The sequence below is a fragment of the Xanthomonas floridensis genome (genome assembly GCF_001642575.1).
Lineage (GTDB): Bacteria > Pseudomonadota > Gammaproteobacteria > Xanthomonadales > Xanthomonadaceae > Xanthomonas > Xanthomonas floridensis.
On record NZ_LXNG01000001.1, the window covers coordinates 115,330 to 133,847 of the forward strand.

Sequence of the window (18,518 nt, forward strand, 5' to 3'; positions counted from 1 at the left end):
TGTCCCGCGATGGTGGGCGGGCAAGGGCCTTGCAGCACAGCCGCAGATCAGCCGCTCTACGACTGATCCATCCGCACCGACCGATCACGCCTCAGGGCTTGGCCGCCGCCTTGTCATCGCCACTGCTGAACACCGTGCGGCAGTCCACGCGGATCTGCTCGTCGTTCTTGCGCCAATAGAACAGGTCGCAATGGCGCTTGCCCTCGACGGTCTTCTTGACCGCCACCGCGTAGAAGGACTGCGCGATCTCGTCGCGGCTGGCGGTACCGTCGCCGTTCCAGTCCATGTCCTTGAACTCGACGCCCTGGGTGATGGCCATGCCCACGCTCCAGGCGTAGGCCAGCCACGCCAGGATCAGCACGATCACGCCCAGCAGGATCTTGCGCCGGGTGGTGAAGCGTCCGCGCAGGATCATGCGGTGCGCCGGATGGTCGCGCCCAGCGCCCCCAGCTTCTCCTCGATGTTTTCGTACCCACGGTCCAGGTGGTAGATGCGATCGATGGTGGTGTCGCCGTCGGCGACCAGCCCGGCCAGGATCAACGAGGCCGAGGCGCGCAAGTCGGTGGCCATCACCGGCGCGCCGCTGAGCCGCTCGGCACCGCGCACGATGGCGGTATGGCCTTCGACCTGGATGTCAGCGCCCAGGCGCAGCAGTTCGTTGACGTGCATGAAGCGGTTCTCGAAGATCGTTTCGTTGATCACGCCTACGCCATCGGCCACACAGTTCAGCGCCATGAATTGCGCCTGCATGTCGGTGGGAAACGCCGGGTACGGTGCGGTGGTCAGGTTGACCGCACGCGGGCGCTTGCCCTGCATGTCCAGGGTGACGCTATCGCTGGTGGTGGTAATGGTCGCGCCGGCTTCGGTGAGCTTGTCCAGCACCGCATCCAGGGTGTCCGGGCGCGCGCGGCGCACGGTGACGCTGCCGCCGGTCATGGCCGCAGCGACCAGGAAGGTGCCGGTTTCGATGCGATCCGGCAGCACCGCATGGTGCCCGCCGCCCAGACGCTCAACGCCCTGCACCACGATGCGTGGCGTGCCGGCGCCTTCGATCTGCGCACCGAGCGCGATCAGGCAGTCGGCCAGGTCGGTGACTTCCGGTTCCATCGCCGCGTTTTCCAGCACCGTGGTGCCTTCGGCGAGCACGGCGGCCATCAGCACGTTTTCGGTGCCGGTGACGCTGACCATGTCGAACACGTAACGGCCGCCCTTCAGGCGCCCGTTGCTGGTGGCCTTGATGTAGCCGTTTTCCACGCTGATCTCGGCACCCAGCGCCTGCAGGCCCTTGATGTGCTGGTCGACCGGGCGCGAGCCGATCGCGCAGCCGCCGGGCAGCGACACTTCGGCGGTGCCGTAGCGCGCCAGCAACGGGCCCAGCACCAGGATCGAGGCGCGCATCGTCTTGACCAACTCATACGGCGCGACCTGGTGGGTGACCGAGCGCGGGTCGACCAGGATCGAGCGGCCCTTGGCCAGGGTGCCTTCGTCGATGGTGACCTCGGCGCCCAGTTCGCTGAGCAGTTTCACCGTGGTGATCACGTCGTGCAGGTGCGGCACGTTGCTGATTTCCACCGGCGCATCGGCCAGCAGGGTGGCACACAGGATCGGCAGCACTGCATTCTTGGCGCCGGAAATATTGACTTCGCCATGCAGCGCTTGGCCGCCGGTCACTACGATTTTTGCCATGGGAATCTGAGAAATCCGAAAGTAGAAGGATGTCGGGGGAATGAAGTGAGGGACGTATCGACCGTGGTGCACCGCGCGCGATGGAACCGGGGAATCGAGCGCCGCCAGGCAAGGTCCGGGACGCGCGGGATACCGTCACTGCGTGAGCGTGAACGACACCAGCAGAGGCGATGCAGGTGCCTACCGCTTACCGCCCCTGCCCCGCACACCGCTTTCGGCCCGGCCCGCCTGATGGCGAGCGCGGCGGCTGCGCTCAGCCTTCCTCGGGCGTCAGGGTCTTCAGCTGCAGCGCGTGGATCGCCCCGCCCATCAGATCGCCCAGGGTGGCGTACACCATGCGGTGCCGCGCCAGCGGGGCCTTGCCGGCAAAGGCCGGGCTGACCACGGTGGCCTCGAAGTGCACGCCGTCGTCGCCGTGCACGTCGACGCGGGCTTCGGGCAAGCCGGATTCGATGAGTTTACGGATGGTTTCGGCGTCCAAAGGGCGTTTCCTCATAAAATGAGCGCACATTCTACTCTTCACCCGAGTTCCCGCATGGCTGTCTCGCACCTGCCTTCTGCCACCGTCAGCGACGCCAGCCTGGTCGCCAGCGGCCAGCGCGTGCTCCAGATCGAGCAGGATGCGCTGGCCAGCGTGGGCGCGCGCATCGGCAGCGACTTCGCCGCGGCCTGCCGGCTGGTGCTGGCCTCGCGCGGGCGGGTCGTCGCCACCGGCATGGGCAAGTCCGGCCACATCGCGCGTAAGATCGCCGCCACCCTGGCCTCCACCGGCACCCCGGCCTTCTTCGTGCACCCCGGCGAGGCCGGCCATGGCGACCTGGGCATGATCACCGAGGCCGACATCGTGCTGGCGCTGTCGTATTCGGGCGAATCGGACGAGGTGCGCATGCTGCTGCCGGTGCTCAAGCGCCAGGGTAATCCGATCATCGCCATGACCGGGCGCGCAAGTTCCACCCTGGCCCAGGCCGCCGACGTGCACCTGGACGTCAGCGTCTCCGCCGAAGCCTGCCCGTTGCACCTGGCACCGACCTCCAGCACCACCGCCTCGCTGGCGATGGGCGATGCGCTGGCGGTGGCGCTGCTGGACGCGCGCGGCTTCACCGCCGATGACTTCGCCCGCTCGCACCCGGCCGGCAGCCTGGGCCGGCGCCTGCTGCTGCACATTACCGACGTGATGCACGCCGGCGACGACCTGCCTCGGGTACACAGAGACGCCAGCCTCAGCGAAGCGCTGATGGAAATGAGCCGCAAGCGGCTGGGCATGACCGCGGTGGTGGACGATGACGGCCGCCTGATCGGCCTGTTCACCGACGGCGACCTGCGCCGCGCGCTGGACAGCGACATCGATGTGCGCAGCGCCGGCATCGCCGAGGTGATGACGCGCAACCCGCGCACCATCGGCGCCGATCAACTTGCCGCCGAGGCCGCGCGGCTGATGGAGGACTACAAGATCAACGGTTTGATCGTGGTGGACGCGCAGCAGCGCGCGGTCGGCGCATTGAACATTCACGACCTGTTGCGCGCCAAGGTGGTTTAACAGGTTCAGTTTTCAACCGCCGGACCCCGTTCTCACCGATTCGTGCCGATGCCCTACTCTCCCCTGCAGCACCTTCCCGCCGACCTGATCGAGCGCGCCGCGCGCATCCGCCTGGCCTGCTTCGACGTCGACGGCACCCTGACCGACGGCAGTCTGTACTACGACCATGCCGGCAACGAGAGCAAGGCGTTCAACGTGCTCGACGGCCAGGGCCTCAAGCAGCTCGAACACGCCGGCATCCATGTCGCGCTGATCACTGCCCGCGCCAGCCTGTCGGCGGAAAAACGCGGACAGGACCTGGGCCTGCATGTGCAGATCGGGGTCAAGAACAAGCGCCTGGCGGTCCTGGCGCTGTGCCAGGAACACGGTCTGTCGCTGGACCAGGTGTTGTTCATGGGCGATGACCTGCCGGACCTGCCGGCCCTGCTGGCGGTCGGCCTGCCGGTGGCCCCGGCCAATGCACACCCATGGATTGCCGAACGTGTGCAATGGCATACCCGCGCACGCGGTGGCGAAGGCGCGGCCCGCGAGGTCTGCGACACGGTGCTGGCCGCGCAAGGCCAGGTCGAACGCATCATCGAAGGATTTTCGGCATGAGCTGGAACTGGCGGACCACGCTGGGCGTGGTGCTGTTCGTGGCCGCGGTCGTGTCCGGCTGGTCGGCGTGGCAGCAGCGCGCGCGTCCGGTCGAGACGGCAGTGGACGATTCCAAGGCCGACTACGTGCTGCGCGACTTCGAGCTGATCGCACTGGACAAGCAGACCGGCAAGGAATCGATGACGCTGCGCGCGCCGGAAATGCACCGTAACCGCGCCGATCAGACCTCGGACATCACCACGCCGGTGTTCCTGCTGCCCGACAACGCCAACCAGCCGTGGACGCTGCGCGCCAAGACCGGCTGGGTCAGCCCCAAGGGCGACGAGCTGCGGCTGCGTGGCGATGTCCAAGGCGACAGCCCCACCACCGGGCCAACCCCGCCCACCACCTTCCGTACCCAGAGCCTGGACGTGTTCCCGCAGCAGAATCTCGCCAAGACCGCTGCGCCGGTGACCATGACCCGGCCGGGTATCATGCAGAGCGGGGTCGGCTTCGAGGCTGACCTCAAATCACGCCAGTACAAGCTCCTTTCCCAGGTCAAGACCCGCTATGAACCGAATGCTGCCCGCTAAACTGGCGTTTGCCGCGCTGCTGTTGCCTGCCATGGCGATGGCAAAAACCAGCGACCGCAATCAGCCGATGGCGATCGATTCCAATGCCAATGATTGCAACATGCTCGACGACAGCGGCAAGTGCCGCTTCAGCGGCAATGTGGTGATCACCCAGGGCACGCTGGAAATCCACGCCGACACCGCCGATATCTTCCAGAAGAACGGCCAGACCGACCGCGTGGTGCTGACCGGCAAGCAGGCCACGCTCAAGCAGCAGATGGACGACGGCGCGATGATGAACGGCCAGGCCGACAATATCGAATACAAGGTCGCCGACGAGATCATCATCCTGACCGGCAACTACAAGGTCGACTCGCCCAAGGGCACCAACGCCGGCCAGCGCATGGTCTACAACACCAAGACCGGCAACATGCAAAGCGGTGGCGACGGCAGCCGCGTGCGCACCATCATCCAGCCCAAGAACGCAGCCCCTGCCGCGGCAACGCCGGCGCCGGCGCCGGCCGCCAAGCCTGCAGCCAAGCCGGCCACCAAGCCGCAGGGGAACAAGTAATGCTGGTCGCCACCGGTTTGCGCAAGAAGTACAAGCAGCGCGAAGTGGTCAAGGAATTCGGCCTGACCCTGGAGGCCGGCGAAGTAGTCGGCCTGCTCGGCCCCAACGGTGCCGGCAAGACGACGTGCTTCTATATGATCGTCGGTCTGGTCGAAGCCGATGCCGGGCGCATCGAGCTGGACGGCCGCGACCTGACCGCCGAGCCGATGTATGCCCGCGCCAAGCTCGGCGTGGGGTATCTGCCGCAGGAGCCGTCGATCTTCCGCAAGCTCACGGTGGCCGACAACATCCGGCTGGTGCTGGAGCTGCGTGAGGAACTGGACACTGCCGGCCGCGAGAAGGAACTGGTCTCGCTGCTGGAAGAACTGCAGATCACCCACGTGGCCGACCAGCTCGGCGCCAGCCTCTCCGGCGGCGAACGGCGCCGCTGCGAGATCGCGCGCGCGCTGGCGGCCAAGCCGCGCATGATGCTGCTGGACGAACCCTTCGCTGGCGTGGACCCGATTTCGGTCGGCGAAATCCAGCGCATCATCATTCACCTCAAGGAACGCGGCATCGGCGTGCTCATCACCGATCACAACGTGCGCGAGACCTTGGGAATCTGCGACCGCGCGTATATCCTCGCCGAGGGGGGCGTGCTGGCGCAGGGGGCACCGGACACGCTGCTAGCCAATCCCGACGTCCGTCGCGTGTATCTGGGGGAAACTTTCCGCCTTTGAGCGCGTCGCCGCGCCATCGCTTCTTCCAGTCAGTGCCCGCATGAAAGCCCGGCTTCAGACATCGCTAGGACAGCAGCTGGTCATGACGCCGCAATTGCGTCAGGCGATCAAGCTATTGCAGATGTCCACCACCGAGCTGGAACTGGAGATCGCCGAGGCGGTGGAAACCAACCCGCTGCTGGAATGGGCCGACGAAGCCGCGCATGCGGCAAGCGAGCCCCCGGCCGCGGCATCGTCTTCCAGCCAGGACACTCCGCGCGAGGACCCCGCACCGGCAGAACGCGATGACGACTGGGCGCAGGACGAGCTGCAATGGACTGGCACCGGTAGCGGCGGCAGCTTCGATGACGACGAGTCCGGCGATGCTGCCGAGCGCGTGGCCGAATCCGAAACCCTCGCCGACCATCTGCTGTGGCAGTTGCACCTGTCGCCGTTGTCGCCACGCGATCGCCAGATCGGCGCGACCCTGATCGACGCGCTGGACGAAGACGGGTATCTGCGCGAGCCGCTCTCGGCGATTCTCGAAACGCTGGCGCTGGGCGCAGCCGTGGACGAGGCCGAAGTCCTGACCGTGCTGCACCAGATCCAGCGCTTCGACCCGGTCGGCGTGGGTGCACGCACGCTGGGCGAGTGCCTGGCGCTGCAGCTGGCAGTGCTCGACCCGGCCACGCCAGGCCGTGAGCTGGCGCTGCAGATCGTGGCCGGCCCGCTGGAACGGCTGCCGCGCAGCGGCGTGGCCGGGCTGGCGCATGAACTCAAGCGCTCGGCCGCGGATGTGGACCAGGCCGTGCAGCTGGTACGCTCGCTGGACCCGCGCCCCGGCAAGCAGATCGGCGAGCTGTCGCAGGACACCTACGTGGTGCCCGATTGCGTGATCTGGCGCCAGCGTGGCATCTGGCGCGCATCGCTGGCCGGCCGCGCGCAGCCCAAGGTCACCATCCACCGCGGCTACGAAAACCTGATCCGCAGCTGCGGTGAATCGGACGCAGGCTATCTGCGCGGTCAGTTGCAGGAGGCACGCTGGCTGCTCAAGAGCCTGGAGGCGCGCGGCGAGACCCTGCTGCGGGTGGTGCGCTGCCTGCTGCAGCACCAGGCCGGGTTCCTGGAATTCGGTGCGCAGGCGCTGCGGCCGCTGACCCTGCGCGAGATCGCCGGCGAGCTCGGCCTGCACGAATCGACCATTTCCCGCGCGATCGCCCGCAAGTACGTGCGTACCCCGCGCGGCACCATCCCGTTGCGCTCGTTCTTTGCCTCCGGCATCGACACCGACAGCGGCGGAGAGGCGTCCAGCACCGCGATCCAGGACATGATCCGGCGCCTGATCGAAGCAGAGAACCCGCGCAAACCGTTGTCGGACGCCAAGTTGGCGGATCTGCTGAAAACCTCCGGCGTACCAGTGGCGCGGCGCACCGTTGCGAAGTATCGTGAGGCCATGAACATTTCCGCCTCCCACGAACGCGTGCGCATCGCCTGACGTTGCAACCACCGCAACGCCGGCCTGTGCCGGGTTTGACGGATCACCGGAACGGTTCATTGGCCCACCGACCAATGGAGGTATCCGATGCGCATCGAGACGTATGGCCACCAGCTTGAAGTGACCCCCGCCCTGCGGGACTACGTGGCAAGCAAGCTGCAGCGACTGCAGCGCCATTTCGACCAGCACTGTGAAGTCCGAACGCAGCTGGCCGTTCGCAAGCCGGACCACCATGTAGTCGCCACCGTCAACCTTCCCGGTCGCACGCTGCACGCCGACGCCAGCGGCTCCACCATGTACGCCGCCATCGACCTGCTGGTCGACAAGCTCGACCGTTTGGTCCTGAAGCACAAAGAAAAGAAATGTAACCACCATGCACGCGAGGTGCGCGACAATCCCGCATGACGCTTCCCGCTTGATGCCCTCATGCCCTTAACCGATCTGATGGCGGCCGTGCGCACCGTAGTGTCGCCGGCCGCCGATCGCGACACTGTCCTGCACACCGCCGCCGCCCTGCTGTCCTGCCGCCAGGCCGGCGCCGACGAGCTCTACACCAACCTGTGCGAGCGCGAGGCCCTGGGCAGCACCGCCATCGGCCACGGCATCGCCATCCCGCACGGACGCTGCCCCAACCTGACCGAGCCCCGTGGCGCCCTGCTGCGGCTGGAGTGCCCGGTGGCCTTTGGCGGCGAGGAGCCGGTGGACCTGGTGTTCGCCATGGCGGTGCCGGCGCACTACACCCACCAACACCTGATGCTGTTGTCGGAACTGGCCGAGCGCTTCTCCGACGCCCAGTTCCGTCAGCAACTGCGCGCCGCGCCGGATGCCGAGGCGCTGATGGCCCTGCTCACCGATGCCCCGCCGCCACAGGCCAGCGCAGCATGAATACCGCCATCACCGCACGCGAGCTGTTCGACCAGCAGCGCGACAAGCTGGCGCTGCGCTGGGTCGCCGGACAGAAGGGCGAGCACCGCGAGATCCAGGCCGGCAGCAACAACGCCCGCCGCCCCTCGCTGGCCGGCTACCTCAATGTGATCTATCCCAACAAGGTGCAGATCCTGGGCACCGAAGAGTTGGCCTGGCTGGATTCACTGGATGCGCGCCAACGTTGGGAAACCATCGAAAAGATCATCCAGGTGCAGCCGCTGGCGCTGGCGATCAGCAAGAACCAGTCCTGCCCGGAAGACCTGCGCGCGGCCGCCGACGAATCCAATACCCCGCTGTGGATCTCGCCAAAGCGCGGCCACGAACTGCTCAACCATCTCTCCTACCATCTGGCGCGCACGCTGGCGCCGCGGGTCACCCTGCATGGGGTGTTCATGGAGATCTATTCGATCGGCGTGCTGATCACCGGCGAAGCCGGCTCGGGCAAGAGCGAGCTGGCGCTGGAGTTGCTCAGCCGCGGCCACCGCCTGGTGGCCGACGATGCGCCGGAATTCACCCAGATCGCCCCCGACGTGCTCGACGGCACCTGCCCCGAGCTGCTGCAGGACCTGCTGGAAGTGCGCGGCCTGGGCGTGCTGAACGTGCGCGACATGTTCGGCGACACCGCGGTGAAGAAGAACAAGTACCTGCGCCTGATCGTGCACCTGACCCGGCCGATGACCGAGCCCACGCCCTCCGGCTACGAGCGCCTGACCGGCGATTCCGGCAGCCGCCACGTGCTGGACCTGGACGTGCCGCTGATCACCCTGCCGGTGATGCCCGGCCGCAACCTTGCAGTGCTGACCGAGGCCGCCACGCGGCTGCATATCCTGCGCACCAAGGGCATCGACCCGGCGGCGATGTTCATCGCCCGCCACAGCAACCTGCTGGAGCGACGCACGCCATGAGTACCGCGCCCTCCACGCTGATGATCGTGAGCGGGCTGTCCGGCTCGGGCAAATCGGTCGCGCTGAAGACCTTCGAAGACCTGGACTACTACTGCTCGGACAACCTGCCGGTCGAACTGCTGCCGGATTTCGTCAAGAGCCGCCTGCGCGGCAACCCGATCGGCGACCAGCGGCTGGCGGTGGGCATCGACGTGCGCAGCCGCAGCGATCTGACCCAGCTGGCGCAATGGCGCCAGGCGGCACAGGAATACGGCATCGAGGCGCGGCTGCTGTTCTTCGAAGCCAGCGATGAAGCGCTGATCAAGCGCTACGCCGACACCCGTCGCCGTCATCCGCTGAGCCATCTCGGCCTGGCACTGCCGGAGGCGATCACCCGCGAGCGTCAGTTGACCGAGCCGCTGCGCATGCAGGCCGATGCCATCATCGACACCAGCACGCTCAACGTGCATCAGTTGCGCCGCCGCGTGGTCACCGAATTCGCGCTCGGCTCCAACGACCGGCTGTCGCTGCTGTTCGAATCGTTCGCCTACAAGCGCGGCGTTCCGGCCGAAGCCGACTTCGTGTTCGATGCGCGCGTGCTGCCCAACCCCCACTGGGATCCGGAGCTGCGCCCGCTCACCGGCCGCGATGCCGGCGTGCGCGACTATCTGGACCACCAGGCGGACGTGCAGCGCTATAGCGCGCAGATCGTGGACCTGCTCGATACCTGGCTGCCGCGGCTGCGCAACGACACCCGCAGCTACGTGACGATTGCGTTTGGCTGCACCGGCGGCAAGCACCGCTCAGTCTACATGGCCGAGCGCATGGCGCGGCATGCGCGCGAGCAGGGCTGGCCGGAAGTGGCGACGTTTCATCGCGAGCAGGACTGAGGGGCTGGGAATCGGGAATCGGGAATTGGGAATCGTCAAAGCGGTATCCGGGGGTCTGTGGCTGCATGCATCCGTGGAGAAGTTGCGGATGCACGATCCTTTTTGAATCTGGCGGTTTGTGGATGGCTTGGGTTGGGGGTGCTGTGGAGAGTCGCTGCGCTGCATTCGGTGCTGCTGGAGTCCTGATGTGCCTGAAACCTTCCTCTGTGTTTTCGCGCAGGTGCTCGCGACGCGTTGAAAGCGTGCCTGGCATCGGTCATGCGTCGCCCTGCTCCGCTTCCCCTGTCGCAGGTACTGCAGCGCTCGCTTGCGAGCTGGTCTGCATTGGCAATGCTGCCCGCATCACGAATCAGTGTGCTCCAGGCTGAAAAACGCGATCGCTGCGCGGGGCCACACCGGTCGCTGCGATGGAGCTAAACGGCTATTCAGTTCGCAACGCATCGGTGCGGGCAAACGCTATCGCGCGGTCATGCCGACCTGTTAACGTTTCGGCATGGCCTGTGGCATTCTCCTCATTACTCATCCCGGCATCGGCGCAGCGTTGTTGAACGTGGCGACGGGGCTGTTGCGGCATTTGCCGCTGAAGACCGAAGCGTTCGACGTACCGTTCGATGCAGACCTGGACGCATTGCTGCCCCAGGCCTCGTCGGCGATGCGACGGGTCGACAGCGGTGACGGCGTGCTGGTCATGACCGACCTGTATGGCGCCAGCCCCAGCAATCTCGCCAGCCGGTTGGCAAAGCTCGGCACGCCGGTTCGTCGCGTGTCCGCACTGAGCCTGCCGATGCTGCTGCGGGTGATGAATTACCCCGAACAAGGTTTGCAGGAGCTGCCCGCCACTGCGGCGGCAGGCACCCGCAACGGAGCGATCATCGACGATGCTTGAACGCGAACTCATTGTGTCCAACCGACTCGGACTGCATGCGCGGGCAACCGCCAAGCTGGTGCAGACGCTGTCGTCCTTCCGCAGCAATGCCACGCTGGCGGCCAAGGGCCGCGAAGTCAACGCCAAGAGCATCATGGGCGTGATGCTGCTGGCCGCTGGCCAGGGCACCAGCGTGGTGGTGCGGCTGGATGGCGAAGACGAGGCGCAGGCCCTGCAGGCGCTGGTGGAGTTGTTCGAGCGTCGTTTCGACGAGGACAGCTGAGCATGCGTGGCGTCGGTGCCGTAGCGTCCGACACGGCGCGGCTGCGCCAGGGGCACGCATGAGTCTGCGCCTGCGCGGACACGGCGCTGCACGCGGCAATGCACTCGGGCGCGCGCGCGTACGCCAGAGCCACACACTGGAAGTGGCCGAGCAACGCGTGCCGGCCAGCCAGGTGGAGACCCAGTTGCAGCGCCTGCACACCGCCATCGATGCGGCACGCGGCGAAATGCAGCAGTTGCGCGACCGCCTGCATGGCGCGCTGGCACGCGAGGTTGGTGAATTCCTCGAACTGCATGCGCTGCTGCTGGACGACCCGGAACTGCTGCAGGGGCTGGATGAGCTGATCCGCACCCATCGCTACAGCGCCGACTATGCCCTGCGCGTGCAGCGCGACCGGCTGGCGGCGGTGTTCGACGGCATGGAGGACGCCTACCTCAAGAGCCGCATGGACGACCTGGATCACGTGATCGGGCGCATCCATGCGTTTCTGCACAAGCGTGCGCCCGACCTCAAGGGTGTGGCCGGGGAGATCCTGGTCTGCGACAACGTGGCGCCGTCCGAGCTGGCGCAGCTGCAGGCGCAAGGCGTGGTCGGCATCGTCACCACGGCCGGCAGTGCGCTGTCGCATAGCGCAATCCTGGCGCGCAGTCTGCACCTGCCGCTGGTGGTGGGCGTCAGCGATGCGGTACAGAAGATCGACGATGGCGATGTGCTGATCGTCGATGCCGGCTCCGGCCAGGTGATCGTCGATCCCACGCCCGACCACCTGCGCGACTACCGCGAGCGCCTGCGCGCGCTGGCCAAGGAACAACGCGAGCTGGGGCGGTTGCGCTCCAAGCCCACGCGCACGCGCGACAACATCGACATCACCCTGCTGGCCAACGCCGAATCGCTGGAAGACGTGGCGCGCGCGCATGCCTTGGGCGCCAGCGGGCTGGGGCTGTATCGCACCGAATTCCTGTTTCTGCAGCGCAACGAGCTGCCGGACGAGGACGAGCAGTTCCAGGCGTACCGCGACACCGTGCTGGGCATGAGCGGCCGGCCGGTAACCATCCGCACCCTGGACCTGGGCGCCGACAAGGCCGACCGCACCGGGTTGACGCTGAGCGACGAGGACAACCCGGCGCTGGGCCTGCGCGGTGTGCGCCTGTCGCTGGCCCGTCCTGCGGTGGCGCAGACGCAGCTGCGCGCCATCCTTCGCGCCTCCGGTTACGGGCCGGTGCGCATCCTGGTGCCGATGGTCAGCGGCCGCGAAGAAATCCAGCTGCTGCGCAAGCAGCTGAAGAAGCTGAGCGCGCAGTTGCGCGCCGAAGGCCACGAGATCGCCGAGCACATTCCGCTGGGTGCGATGATCGAAGTGCCTGCCGCAGCGCTGGCGCTGGACTGCTTCATCGACGACATCGATTTCCTGTCGATCGGCACCAACGATCTGGTGCAGTACCTGCTGGCAGTGGACCGCAATAACGAGGCACTGGGCGAGTTGTATTCGCCGTTGCATCCGGCAGTGCTGCGGCTGATCGCGCAGGTGATTGCCACCGGACGCAGCTATGGCAAGCCGGTGGCGGTGTGCGGCGAAATCGCCGGCGACCCGCGCTTCGTGCCGATGCTGCTGGCGCTGGGGCTCACCGAGTTCAGCCTGCACCCGGCCACCCTGCTGGAAGTACGCCGCGCCATCCGCGACATCCATCTGGGCGAACTGCGCGTACACGGCGAAAAATTGCTGCGCGCACGCGACCGCAAGGGTATCGAGAAATGGCTGGCCTGCAATGCGCAGGGAGTGCTGCGCTAGCCGGCGATCACGGCCCGTCGCCGCACGCGCCCGCTCCCTTCGGGCAGAACATGCAGGTCGCTGCACGCAGCCTGCGCCATGACCATGCCGGCACGTGCCAACCTCGATCCGCCCTGCCCGGCTTCGGCATGTTGCATCCACACGTGCGCATGGATGCGGCAACGCTTCGGCTATCGGCAACTGCCCGACCGCGGCACTGTATGTTTCGTCACCGCGCGCAAGTGATAATGCCGTGCTGACCCAGCACCGCGTCTTCCACTGACGGCGCGTCCACTCTTCCGGGGAGCCGCGCATGGCCGAAGCCGTCCGCCACGACAAGACCGCGCGCCAGCTACGATTGCTGTCCGATGCGCTGGATAGCGGACGCCTGGGGCCGGTGCGCCGGTTGGTCAATACGCTGGCGCCGGCGGAGATCGGCAACCTGCTCGAATCCTTGCCACCGGGCAAGCGTGAAGTGGTGTGGGGGCTGGTCGACCCGGAAGACGATGGCGAAGTGCTGCTGCACGTCGGTGACGAAGTCCGCGAAAGCCTGCTGGCCGACATGGACCCGGACGAAATCGTCGCGGCGGTCGAAGACCTGGACATCGACGACCTGGCCAACCTGGTCGAGGACCTGCCCGACACCGTCATCGACGAAGTACTCAAGTCGATGGATCGCGAGAACCGCGAGCGACTCGAACAGGTGCTGTCGTATCCGGAAGACACCGCCGGCCGCCTGATGAATCCGGACGTGGTGACAGTGCGCGCCGACGTCAACGTCGATGTGGTGCTGCGCTACCTGCGCCTGCGCGGCGAGCTGCCCGATCATACCGACCACCTGTACGTGGTAAGCCGTCGCCACCAGTATCTGGGCCGCGTGCCATTGGCAGCGCTGGTCACCCACGAGGACAGCACCCCGGTCAACCGGCTGATCGACGACGAGCAGCCTGCCATCGACGTGGGGGACGGCTCGGACGAAGTGGCACGCCGCTTCTCCGACCACGACTGGATCTCCGCGCCGGTGGTGGACGACAACAACATCCTGCTCGGCCGCATCACCATCGACGACGTGGTCGACATCATCCGCGAGCAGGCCGAGCACCAGGCGTTGAGCGCCGCCGGTCTGGACGAGGACGAGGACATGTTCAGCCCGGCACGGCGTGCGTTCCGGCGCCGCCTGATCTGGCTGGGCATCAACCTGTGCACCGCCTTCCTGGCCTCCAGCGTGGTCAGCCAGTTCGAGGGAACCATCGAAAAACTGGTGGCGCTGGCAGCATTGATGCCGATCGTGGCCGGCATGGGCGGCAACGCCGGCACCCAGGTGCTGGCGCTGATGGTGCGCGGCCTGGCGCTGGGGCAGATCGGCTCGTCCAACGTGATGACGCTGCTCAAGAAGGAACTCACAGTGGCGCTGATCAACGGGCTGTGCCTGGGCATCGGGCTTGGCCTGATCGTCCTGGTCTGGTTCCGCCAGCCGATGCTGTCGCTGGTGATCGGCACCGCACTGACCGCCAACATGCTCACTGCCGCCTTCGGCGGCGTGCTGGTGCCGGTGACGCTCAAGCGCCTGGGCTTCGATCCGGCCTTGGCGGGCGGGGTGATCCTGACCACGCTGACCGACGTGATGGGCTTCCTGAGCTTCCTGGGCCTTGCCACCTTGATCCTGCTGCCCTGACCGCGTGCAGCAGCGATCCCGCCTGCCGGCATCGGCCATCCTGGCGATCGCATGAATCGACGGCACCCACCGCTGCCGCGTGACGTGCCAGCGCACGTGCATGCGGTAATACTGCAGACCTGTACTCGATGGAGAGTCGTGCGTGATCTTACGTTGCGTCGTACTTGGATTGCTTGCGTTGGTGCTTGCCGGCTGCTCCAGCATGGGTGAGCGTCGACAGGATGGCCGCAGCGGCCACTTCGTCAGCCGCACCTTGCAGATGGAAGGGCGGCTGTATCGCTATCAGGTGTTTGTCCCGGCCGCCAAGGCGGCGCGGCCGTTGCCGATCGTGTTGTTCCTGCATGGTTCGGGCGAACGTGGCGACAACGGGCGCGACCAGGCTGAAGTGGGAGTAGGCCCCTACCTGAGCGAACACACCGCCCAGTTTCCAGCGCTGGTGGTGTTGCCGCAGGTGCCCGACAACGAAGAATGGCTGGGCATCAACGCGCGCATGGCGATCGCCGCGCTGGATGCCGCCAGCGCCGAGTTCGCTGCCGACCCGCAGCGCACCTACCTCACCGGCATTTCGATGGGCGGCTATGGCGCGTGGGAAATCGGGCTGATGCAGCCGCAGCGCTTTGCCGCGATCGTGCCGGTCTGCGGCGCACTCAAGGCGCCGCGTGATGAGCGCCGCACACTGTATGTCAGCCTGGTGGCCAAGGAAGCAGACCCGTATACGGCAGCGGTCACCCAGCTCAAGCACGTCCCGATCTGGACCTTCCACGGCGCCAAGGACACCTCCGTGCCGCCGCATGACGACCGCGCGCTGTACCGCGCTGCGAAAGGCGTGGGCGCCAACCTGCGCTACAGCGAATATCCGGAAGGCAACCACAACGTCTGGGACGTGACCTACGCCGACCCGGCGATGTGGGAGTGGATGTTCAAGCAGCGCCTGCGCTGAGGGCGGCTGCCCACACGATTGCGCAGCCGCCAGGCGGGCGCGGGCGGCGCTCGGAACTTGGTCGGCGGCGTACTGCGCATCGGCGACCTGCTCCGGCCAGGTCATCGGCGAGCCGTCTACCGCCTCGGCGATGGGCAATGGGCAATGGGCAATGGGCAATGGGCGATATGCAACATCGCATCGGCATGCGCCACATGCACACTTTGATTCTTGGCGCGCCGCCCACGCCCACCTGACGACTGCCCGCTACGTTCTGTTATCTCTGAGCGGAGGCATTGCAGCGTGATCGGCGCGATGCATGAATGCCGCTTGGCTTGATTGCGACGACGACCAGCGCATGCCGTTGTCGTCGCGCGGCGACCCCAAGCCACTGCATGCCGCACGCAGTGCCCGACTCCTGCGCGCCGCGTCTGGGCCGGGCGCCGACCATCAATGGTGATAGCCGGTCTCTGCAGTGATCTTGCCGCGGAACACCCGGTACGACCACACCGTGTAGCCCAGGATCAGCGGCAGTAACATGACCAGCCCCACCATCGCGAACAGCTGCGAGGACGGCGGCGCGGCCGCCTGCCAGATCGTGTAGACCGGCGGCACCAGATACGGCCACATGCCCAGCACCAGGCCAAGGAATCCAAGCACGAACAAGCCCATCGCCAGCAGGAACGGCGCCGTGTCCGCTCGCCCCGGTGCAGTCGCGCGCCACAGCGCATAGCCCACCACGGCAACCAGAACCGGCACCGGCATCAACCACAGGTAATGCGCATCGTTGAACCAGCGATCCATCACATGCGATTGCAGCGACGGCAGCCACGCGCTGACCAGGCCGATGAAGACCAGCACGCTGAGGGTCAATGGCCGGCTCAACTGACGCGCAAGCGCGTGCACGTGGCCTTCGGTCTTGAGGATCAACCAGGTGCTGCCGAGCAACGCATAACCGAACACCAAGGCCGCGCCGGTCAGCATCGCGAACGGGCTGAACCAGCCCCAGATCCCGCCGACATAGCGGTCGTTCTCGATCGGCAGGCCCTGCACCAGCGCGCCCAGGATCACGCCCTGCGCGAAGGTGGCAAGGATCGATCCGGCGGCGAAGGCATTGCTCCACAGCCGCCGCGAGCGATGCGCCTTGAAGCGAAACTCGAACGCCACCCCACGGAACACCAGCGCCATCACCATCAACAACACCGGCAGATACAGCGCCGACAGGATCACCGCATAGGCCTTGGGAAACGCCGCCAGCAGCCCTGCCCCGCCCAGCACCAGCCAGGTTTCGTTGCCGTCCCAGATCGGCGCGGCGGTGTTCATCATCAGGTCCAGCTGTGCCTCGTCGCTGCGAAACGGCGCCAGGATGCCGATGCCGAGCACAAAGCCGTCCAGCACCACGTACATCAGCACCCCGAAACCGATCACCGCAAACCAGGCCACGGGCAGGAAGGTCGTCATGTCCATCACGCAGCTCCATCGATCGTTTCGTCGGCTGCAGACAGCGGCCGTGCGGGGGTGTGTTCGCCATGGTCCAGGTGCGGCGCATCGTGCGGCGTCGGCCCGATCTTGCCGATCTTGACCAGGTACCAGATGCCCCAGCCGAACACGAACGCGTAGCCGGCCACATACACCGACAACGAGATGGCGGTCATCAGTGCCGACTGCGGGCCCACGGCGTCGGCCGTGCGTAGCAGTCCGTAGACCACGTACGGCTGCCGGCCCATTTCGGTAACGAACCAGCCGGAAATCAGCGCAATGAAGCCGCTCGGCAGCATCCAGCGCCAGGTCGCCAGCAACCAGCGCCACTGCACCAGCGTGCCGCGCCACAACGCGAACACCGACACCCAGGCCACCAGCAGCATCAGCGAGCCGATCCCGACCATGATGCGGAAGGCGAAGAACACCGGCGTCACCGGCGGGCGGTCGCGCGCCGGCACCGAGGTCAGCGGCGCGATGGTGCCATCCAGGCTATGGGTCAGGATCAGGCTACCCAGGCGCGGGATCGCCAGCGCGTAATCGTTGCGCTCGGCCTGCGCATTCGGCAATGCGAAGACCACCAGCGGAAACCCCTTGCCGGGTTCTTCGGCGTGCCAGTGCGCTTCCATCGCCGCGATCTTCATCGGCTGATGCTTGAGCGTGTTCAAACCATGCATGTCGCCGACGAAGATCTGCAGCGGCACGGTGATGGCCGCAAACACCACCGCCAGCTTGAGCATGCGCAGGCCCGCCTCGCGGTGCACGCCACGGTGCAGATACCACGCACCCACCGCGCCGACCACAAAACAGGTGGTGATGAACGAGCCCAGCGCCATATGCGCAAGCCGATACGGGAACGAGGGGTTGAAGATGATCTTCAACCAGTCCACCGGATGCACGATCCCGCCGATCACCTCGAAGCCGGCCGGCGTCTGCAGCCAGCTATTGGAGGAGAGAATCCAGAACGTGGAAAACAGCGTGCCCAGCGCCACCATGCAGGTGGCGAAGAAATGCAGGCGCTCGGAAATACGGCCCCAGCCAAACATCATCACGCCCAGGAAGCTTGCTTCCAGGAAGAACGCGGTGAGAACCTCGTAGCTCAGCAGCGGGCCGATCACGCTTCCGGCGATGCGGCTCAGTTCCGGCCAGTTGGCGCCGAACTGGAAGGCCATCACGATGCCGCTGACCACCCCCATGCCGAAGGACACGGCGAAGATCTTCTGCCAGAAGAAATACAACTCGCGCCAGACCGGCAGGCGGGTGCGCAACCAGCGCCATTCCAGAAACGCCAGCAGGCTGGAGAGGCCGATGGTGAACGCGGGAAACAGCACGTGGAACGCAATGACGAACCCGAACTGGATCCGCGACAGCAGCAAGGCGTCCATGGAGCAACCTCCAGGCAAATGGGAAGACCACCAACGCGTCAGTGCAGAGCGATTGCCGCCATGCCTGCGGTAATCGAGACTGCGACCGACTGCGCTACGCCTTCATGATAGGGACGCTAGAGCACGTTCCCGATGCGACACGGCGTCGCATCTGCGTCAAACCGTCGCGCCCTTGTGGCCAATCATGCGATGCAGTGGCAGGCGGCAATGCGATAAGCGCGATCACGCCAGCACCTGTGTATTGGCTGCGGCCAGCGTCACGGCGTCGCAGTCGCCCGATGTACGGCGCTGCGCACACCCGCGCCTTG

At 66.4% G+C, this 18,518-nt stretch carries 20 protein-coding genes and 1 other RNA gene; 16 read left to right on the forward strand and 5 right to left on the reverse strand.

Annotation, left to right across the window (positions count from 1 at the left end; translation table 11 throughout):
* Positions 1-91: 91 nt before the first annotated feature.
* The 3 genes from A7D17_RS00570 to A7D17_RS00580 form a co-directional block, all read right to left on the reverse strand.
* Positions 92-415, reverse strand: coding sequence for a hypothetical protein (locus A7D17_RS00570; protein ID WP_064507307.1), 324 nt, complete (start codon positions 413-415; stop codon positions 92-94).
* Positions 412-1,686 carry a UDP-N-acetylglucosamine 1-carboxyvinyltransferase gene (gene murA, locus A7D17_RS00575; protein ID WP_064507308.1) on the reverse strand — a complete coding sequence of 425 codons (1,275 nt, stop codon included), beginning with the start codon at positions 1,684-1,686 and terminating at the stop codon, positions 412-414. Before murA ends, A7D17_RS00570 begins: the two co-directional genes overlap by 4 nt.
* A gap of 253 nt (positions 1,687-1,939) precedes the next feature.
* Complete coding sequence (locus A7D17_RS00580; RefSeq protein ID WP_057679285.1) at positions 1,940-2,167, reverse strand: BolA family protein; 228 nt, start codon at positions 2,165-2,167, stop codon at positions 1,940-1,942.
* A gap of 54 nt (positions 2,168-2,221) precedes the next feature.
* Here A7D17_RS00580 and A7D17_RS00585 point away from each other — a divergent pair, with 54 nt between their 5' ends.
* The 16 genes from A7D17_RS00585 (at position 2,222) to A7D17_RS00660 (ending at position 15,629) form a co-directional block, all read left to right on the forward strand.
* Complete coding sequence (locus A7D17_RS00585; protein WP_064507309.1) at positions 2,222-3,223, forward strand: KpsF/GutQ family sugar-phosphate isomerase; 1,002 nt, start codon at positions 2,222-2,224, stop codon at positions 3,221-3,223.
* A 48-nt stretch (positions 3,224-3,271) separates the two neighbouring features.
* Positions 3,272-3,820: a KdsC family phosphatase gene (locus tag A7D17_RS00590; protein WP_064507310.1), complete on the forward strand. Its 549-nt coding sequence runs from the start codon at positions 3,272-3,274 to the stop codon at positions 3,818-3,820.
* Positions 3,817-4,392, forward strand: a complete 576-nt coding sequence (gene lptC, locus A7D17_RS00595; protein ID WP_064507311.1) for an LPS export ABC transporter periplasmic protein LptC — start codon at positions 3,817-3,819, stop codon at positions 4,390-4,392. The genes A7D17_RS00590 and lptC overlap by 4 nt, the downstream gene beginning before the upstream one ends.
* Positions 4,370-4,942: a lipopolysaccharide transport periplasmic protein LptA gene (gene lptA, locus A7D17_RS00600; protein WP_082861613.1), complete on the forward strand. Its 573-nt coding sequence runs from the start codon at positions 4,370-4,372 to the stop codon at positions 4,940-4,942. Before lptC ends, lptA begins: the two co-directional genes overlap by 23 nt.
* On the forward strand, positions 4,942-5,661 hold the full coding sequence (gene lptB / locus A7D17_RS00605) for an LPS export ABC transporter ATP-binding protein (RefSeq protein WP_064507313.1): 720 nt from the start codon (positions 4,942-4,944) through the stop codon (positions 5,659-5,661). Before lptA ends, lptB begins: the two co-directional genes overlap by 1 nt.
* Before the next feature lie 40 nt (positions 5,662-5,701).
* Positions 5,702-7,135, forward strand: a complete 1,434-nt coding sequence (locus A7D17_RS00610) for an RNA polymerase factor sigma-54 (protein WP_064507314.1) — start codon at positions 5,702-5,704, stop codon at positions 7,133-7,135.
* Positions 7,136-7,222: 87 nt separating this feature from the next.
* On the forward strand, positions 7,223-7,540 hold the full coding sequence (hpf, locus tag A7D17_RS00615; protein ID WP_011037930.1) for a ribosome hibernation-promoting factor, HPF/YfiA family: 318 nt from the start codon (positions 7,223-7,225) through the stop codon (positions 7,538-7,540).
* 21 nt (positions 7,541-7,561) lie between these two features.
* On the forward strand, positions 7,562-8,020 hold the full coding sequence (locus A7D17_RS00620; protein ID WP_064507315.1) for a PTS sugar transporter subunit IIA: 459 nt from the start codon (positions 7,562-7,564) through the stop codon (positions 8,018-8,020).
* Positions 8,017-8,967 carry an HPr(Ser) kinase/phosphatase gene (hprK, locus tag A7D17_RS00625; protein ID WP_064507316.1) on the forward strand — a complete coding sequence of 317 codons (951 nt, stop codon included), beginning with the start codon at positions 8,017-8,019 and terminating at the stop codon, positions 8,965-8,967. Before A7D17_RS00620 ends, hprK begins: the two co-directional genes overlap by 4 nt.
* On the forward strand, positions 8,964-9,836 hold the full coding sequence (gene rapZ / locus A7D17_RS00630) for an RNase adapter RapZ (RefSeq protein ID WP_064507317.1): 873 nt from the start codon (positions 8,964-8,966) through the stop codon (positions 9,834-9,836). The genes hprK and rapZ overlap by 4 nt, the downstream gene beginning before the upstream one ends.
* Positions 9,837-10,329: 493 nt before the next feature.
* Positions 10,330-10,722 (forward strand): PTS sugar transporter subunit IIA, encoded by a 393-nt coding sequence (locus tag A7D17_RS00635; protein ID WP_064507318.1) that lies wholly within the window; start codon positions 10,330-10,332, stop codon positions 10,720-10,722.
* Entirely contained in the window at positions 10,715-10,984 is a 270-nt protein-coding gene (locus A7D17_RS00640) for an HPr family phosphocarrier protein (RefSeq protein WP_064507319.1), read from the forward strand. The genes A7D17_RS00635 and A7D17_RS00640 overlap by 8 nt, the downstream gene beginning before the upstream one ends.
* Before the next feature lie 58 nt (positions 10,985-11,042).
* On the forward strand, positions 11,043-12,773 hold the full coding sequence (gene ptsP / locus A7D17_RS00645; RefSeq protein ID WP_064507320.1) for a phosphoenolpyruvate--protein phosphotransferase: 1,731 nt from the start codon (positions 11,043-11,045) through the stop codon (positions 12,771-12,773).
* Between the two features lie 292 nt (positions 12,774-13,065).
* Positions 13,066-14,427, forward strand: a complete 1,362-nt coding sequence (mgtE, locus tag A7D17_RS00650; protein ID WP_029218768.1) for a magnesium transporter — start codon at positions 13,066-13,068, stop codon at positions 14,425-14,427.
* A 202-nt stretch (positions 14,428-14,629) separates the two neighbouring features.
* Positions 14,630-15,367: a carboxylesterase family protein gene (locus A7D17_RS00655; RefSeq protein ID WP_082861632.1), complete on the forward strand. Its 738-nt coding sequence runs from the start codon at positions 14,630-14,632 to the stop codon at positions 15,365-15,367.
* Positions 15,368-15,552: 185 nt separating this feature from the next.
* Positions 15,553-15,629, forward strand: a non-coding RNA gene (locus A7D17_RS00660) — sX9 sRNA.
* 167 nt (positions 15,630-15,796) lie between these two features.
* On the opposite strand, the gene cydB is transcribed toward A7D17_RS00660, so the two are convergent.
* Positions 15,797-16,813, reverse strand: coding sequence for a cytochrome d ubiquinol oxidase subunit II (gene cydB / locus A7D17_RS00665; RefSeq protein ID WP_064507322.1), 1,017 nt, complete (start codon positions 16,811-16,813; stop codon positions 15,797-15,799).
* On the reverse strand, positions 16,813-18,210 hold the full coding sequence (locus A7D17_RS00670) for a cytochrome ubiquinol oxidase subunit I (RefSeq protein ID WP_064507323.1): 1,398 nt from the start codon (positions 18,208-18,210) through the stop codon (positions 16,813-16,815). The genes cydB and A7D17_RS00670 overlap by 1 nt, the downstream gene beginning before the upstream one ends.
* Between the last annotated feature and the right edge of the window lie 308 nt (positions 18,211-18,518).

Excerpts from the sequence above, each read along its gene's own strand:
- A7D17_RS00620 (WP_064507315.1), top strand. The coding sequence starts at position 7,562 with ATGCCCTTAACCGATCTGATGGCGGCCGTGCGCACCGTAGTGTCGCCG.
- A7D17_RS00570 (WP_064507307.1), bottom strand. The coding sequence starts at position 415 with ATGATCCTGCGCGGACGCTTCACCACCCGGCGCAAGATCCTGCTGGGC.
- A7D17_RS00670 (WP_064507323.1), bottom strand. The coding sequence starts at position 18,210 with ATGGACGCCTTGCTGCTGTCGCGGATCCAGTTCGGGTTCGTCATTGCG.
- A7D17_RS00640 (WP_064507319.1), top strand. The coding sequence starts at position 10,715 with ATGCTTGAACGCGAACTCATTGTGTCCAACCGACTCGGACTGCATGCG.
- rapZ (WP_064507317.1), top strand. The coding sequence starts at position 8,964 with ATGAGTACCGCGCCCTCCACGCTGATGATCGTGAGCGGGCTGTCCGGC.
- lptA (WP_082861613.1), top strand. The coding sequence starts at position 4,370 with ATGAACCGAATGCTGCCCGCTAAACTGGCGTTTGCCGCGCTGCTGTTG.
- murA (WP_064507308.1), bottom strand. The coding sequence starts at position 1,686 with ATGGCAAAAATCGTAGTGACCGGCGGCCAAGCGCTGCATGGCGAAGTC.
- cydB (WP_064507322.1), bottom strand. The coding sequence starts at position 16,813 with ATGGACATGACGACCTTCCTGCCCGTGGCCTGGTTTGCGGTGATCGGT.
- A7D17_RS00610 (WP_064507314.1), top strand. The coding sequence starts at position 5,702 with ATGAAAGCCCGGCTTCAGACATCGCTAGGACAGCAGCTGGTCATGACG.
- lptB (WP_064507313.1), top strand. The coding sequence starts at position 4,942 with ATGCTGGTCGCCACCGGTTTGCGCAAGAAGTACAAGCAGCGCGAAGTG.
- hprK (WP_064507316.1), top strand. The coding sequence starts at position 8,017 with ATGAATACCGCCATCACCGCACGCGAGCTGTTCGACCAGCAGCGCGAC.
- hpf (WP_011037930.1), top strand. The coding sequence starts at position 7,223 with ATGCGCATCGAGACGTATGGCCACCAGCTTGAAGTGACCCCCGCCCTG.
- A7D17_RS00585 (WP_064507309.1), top strand. The coding sequence starts at position 2,222 with ATGGCTGTCTCGCACCTGCCTTCTGCCACCGTCAGCGACGCCAGCCTG.
- lptC (WP_064507311.1), top strand. The coding sequence starts at position 3,817 with ATGAGCTGGAACTGGCGGACCACGCTGGGCGTGGTGCTGTTCGTGGCC.
- mgtE (WP_029218768.1), top strand. The coding sequence starts at position 13,066 with ATGGCCGAAGCCGTCCGCCACGACAAGACCGCGCGCCAGCTACGATTG.
- A7D17_RS00635 (WP_064507318.1), top strand. The coding sequence starts at position 10,330 with ATGGCCTGTGGCATTCTCCTCATTACTCATCCCGGCATCGGCGCAGCG.
- A7D17_RS00655 (WP_082861632.1), top strand. The coding sequence starts at position 14,630 with ATGGGTGAGCGTCGACAGGATGGCCGCAGCGGCCACTTCGTCAGCCGC.
- ptsP (WP_064507320.1), top strand. The coding sequence starts at position 11,043 with ATGAGTCTGCGCCTGCGCGGACACGGCGCTGCACGCGGCAATGCACTC.
- A7D17_RS00590 (WP_064507310.1), top strand. The coding sequence starts at position 3,272 with ATGCCCTACTCTCCCCTGCAGCACCTTCCCGCCGACCTGATCGAGCGC.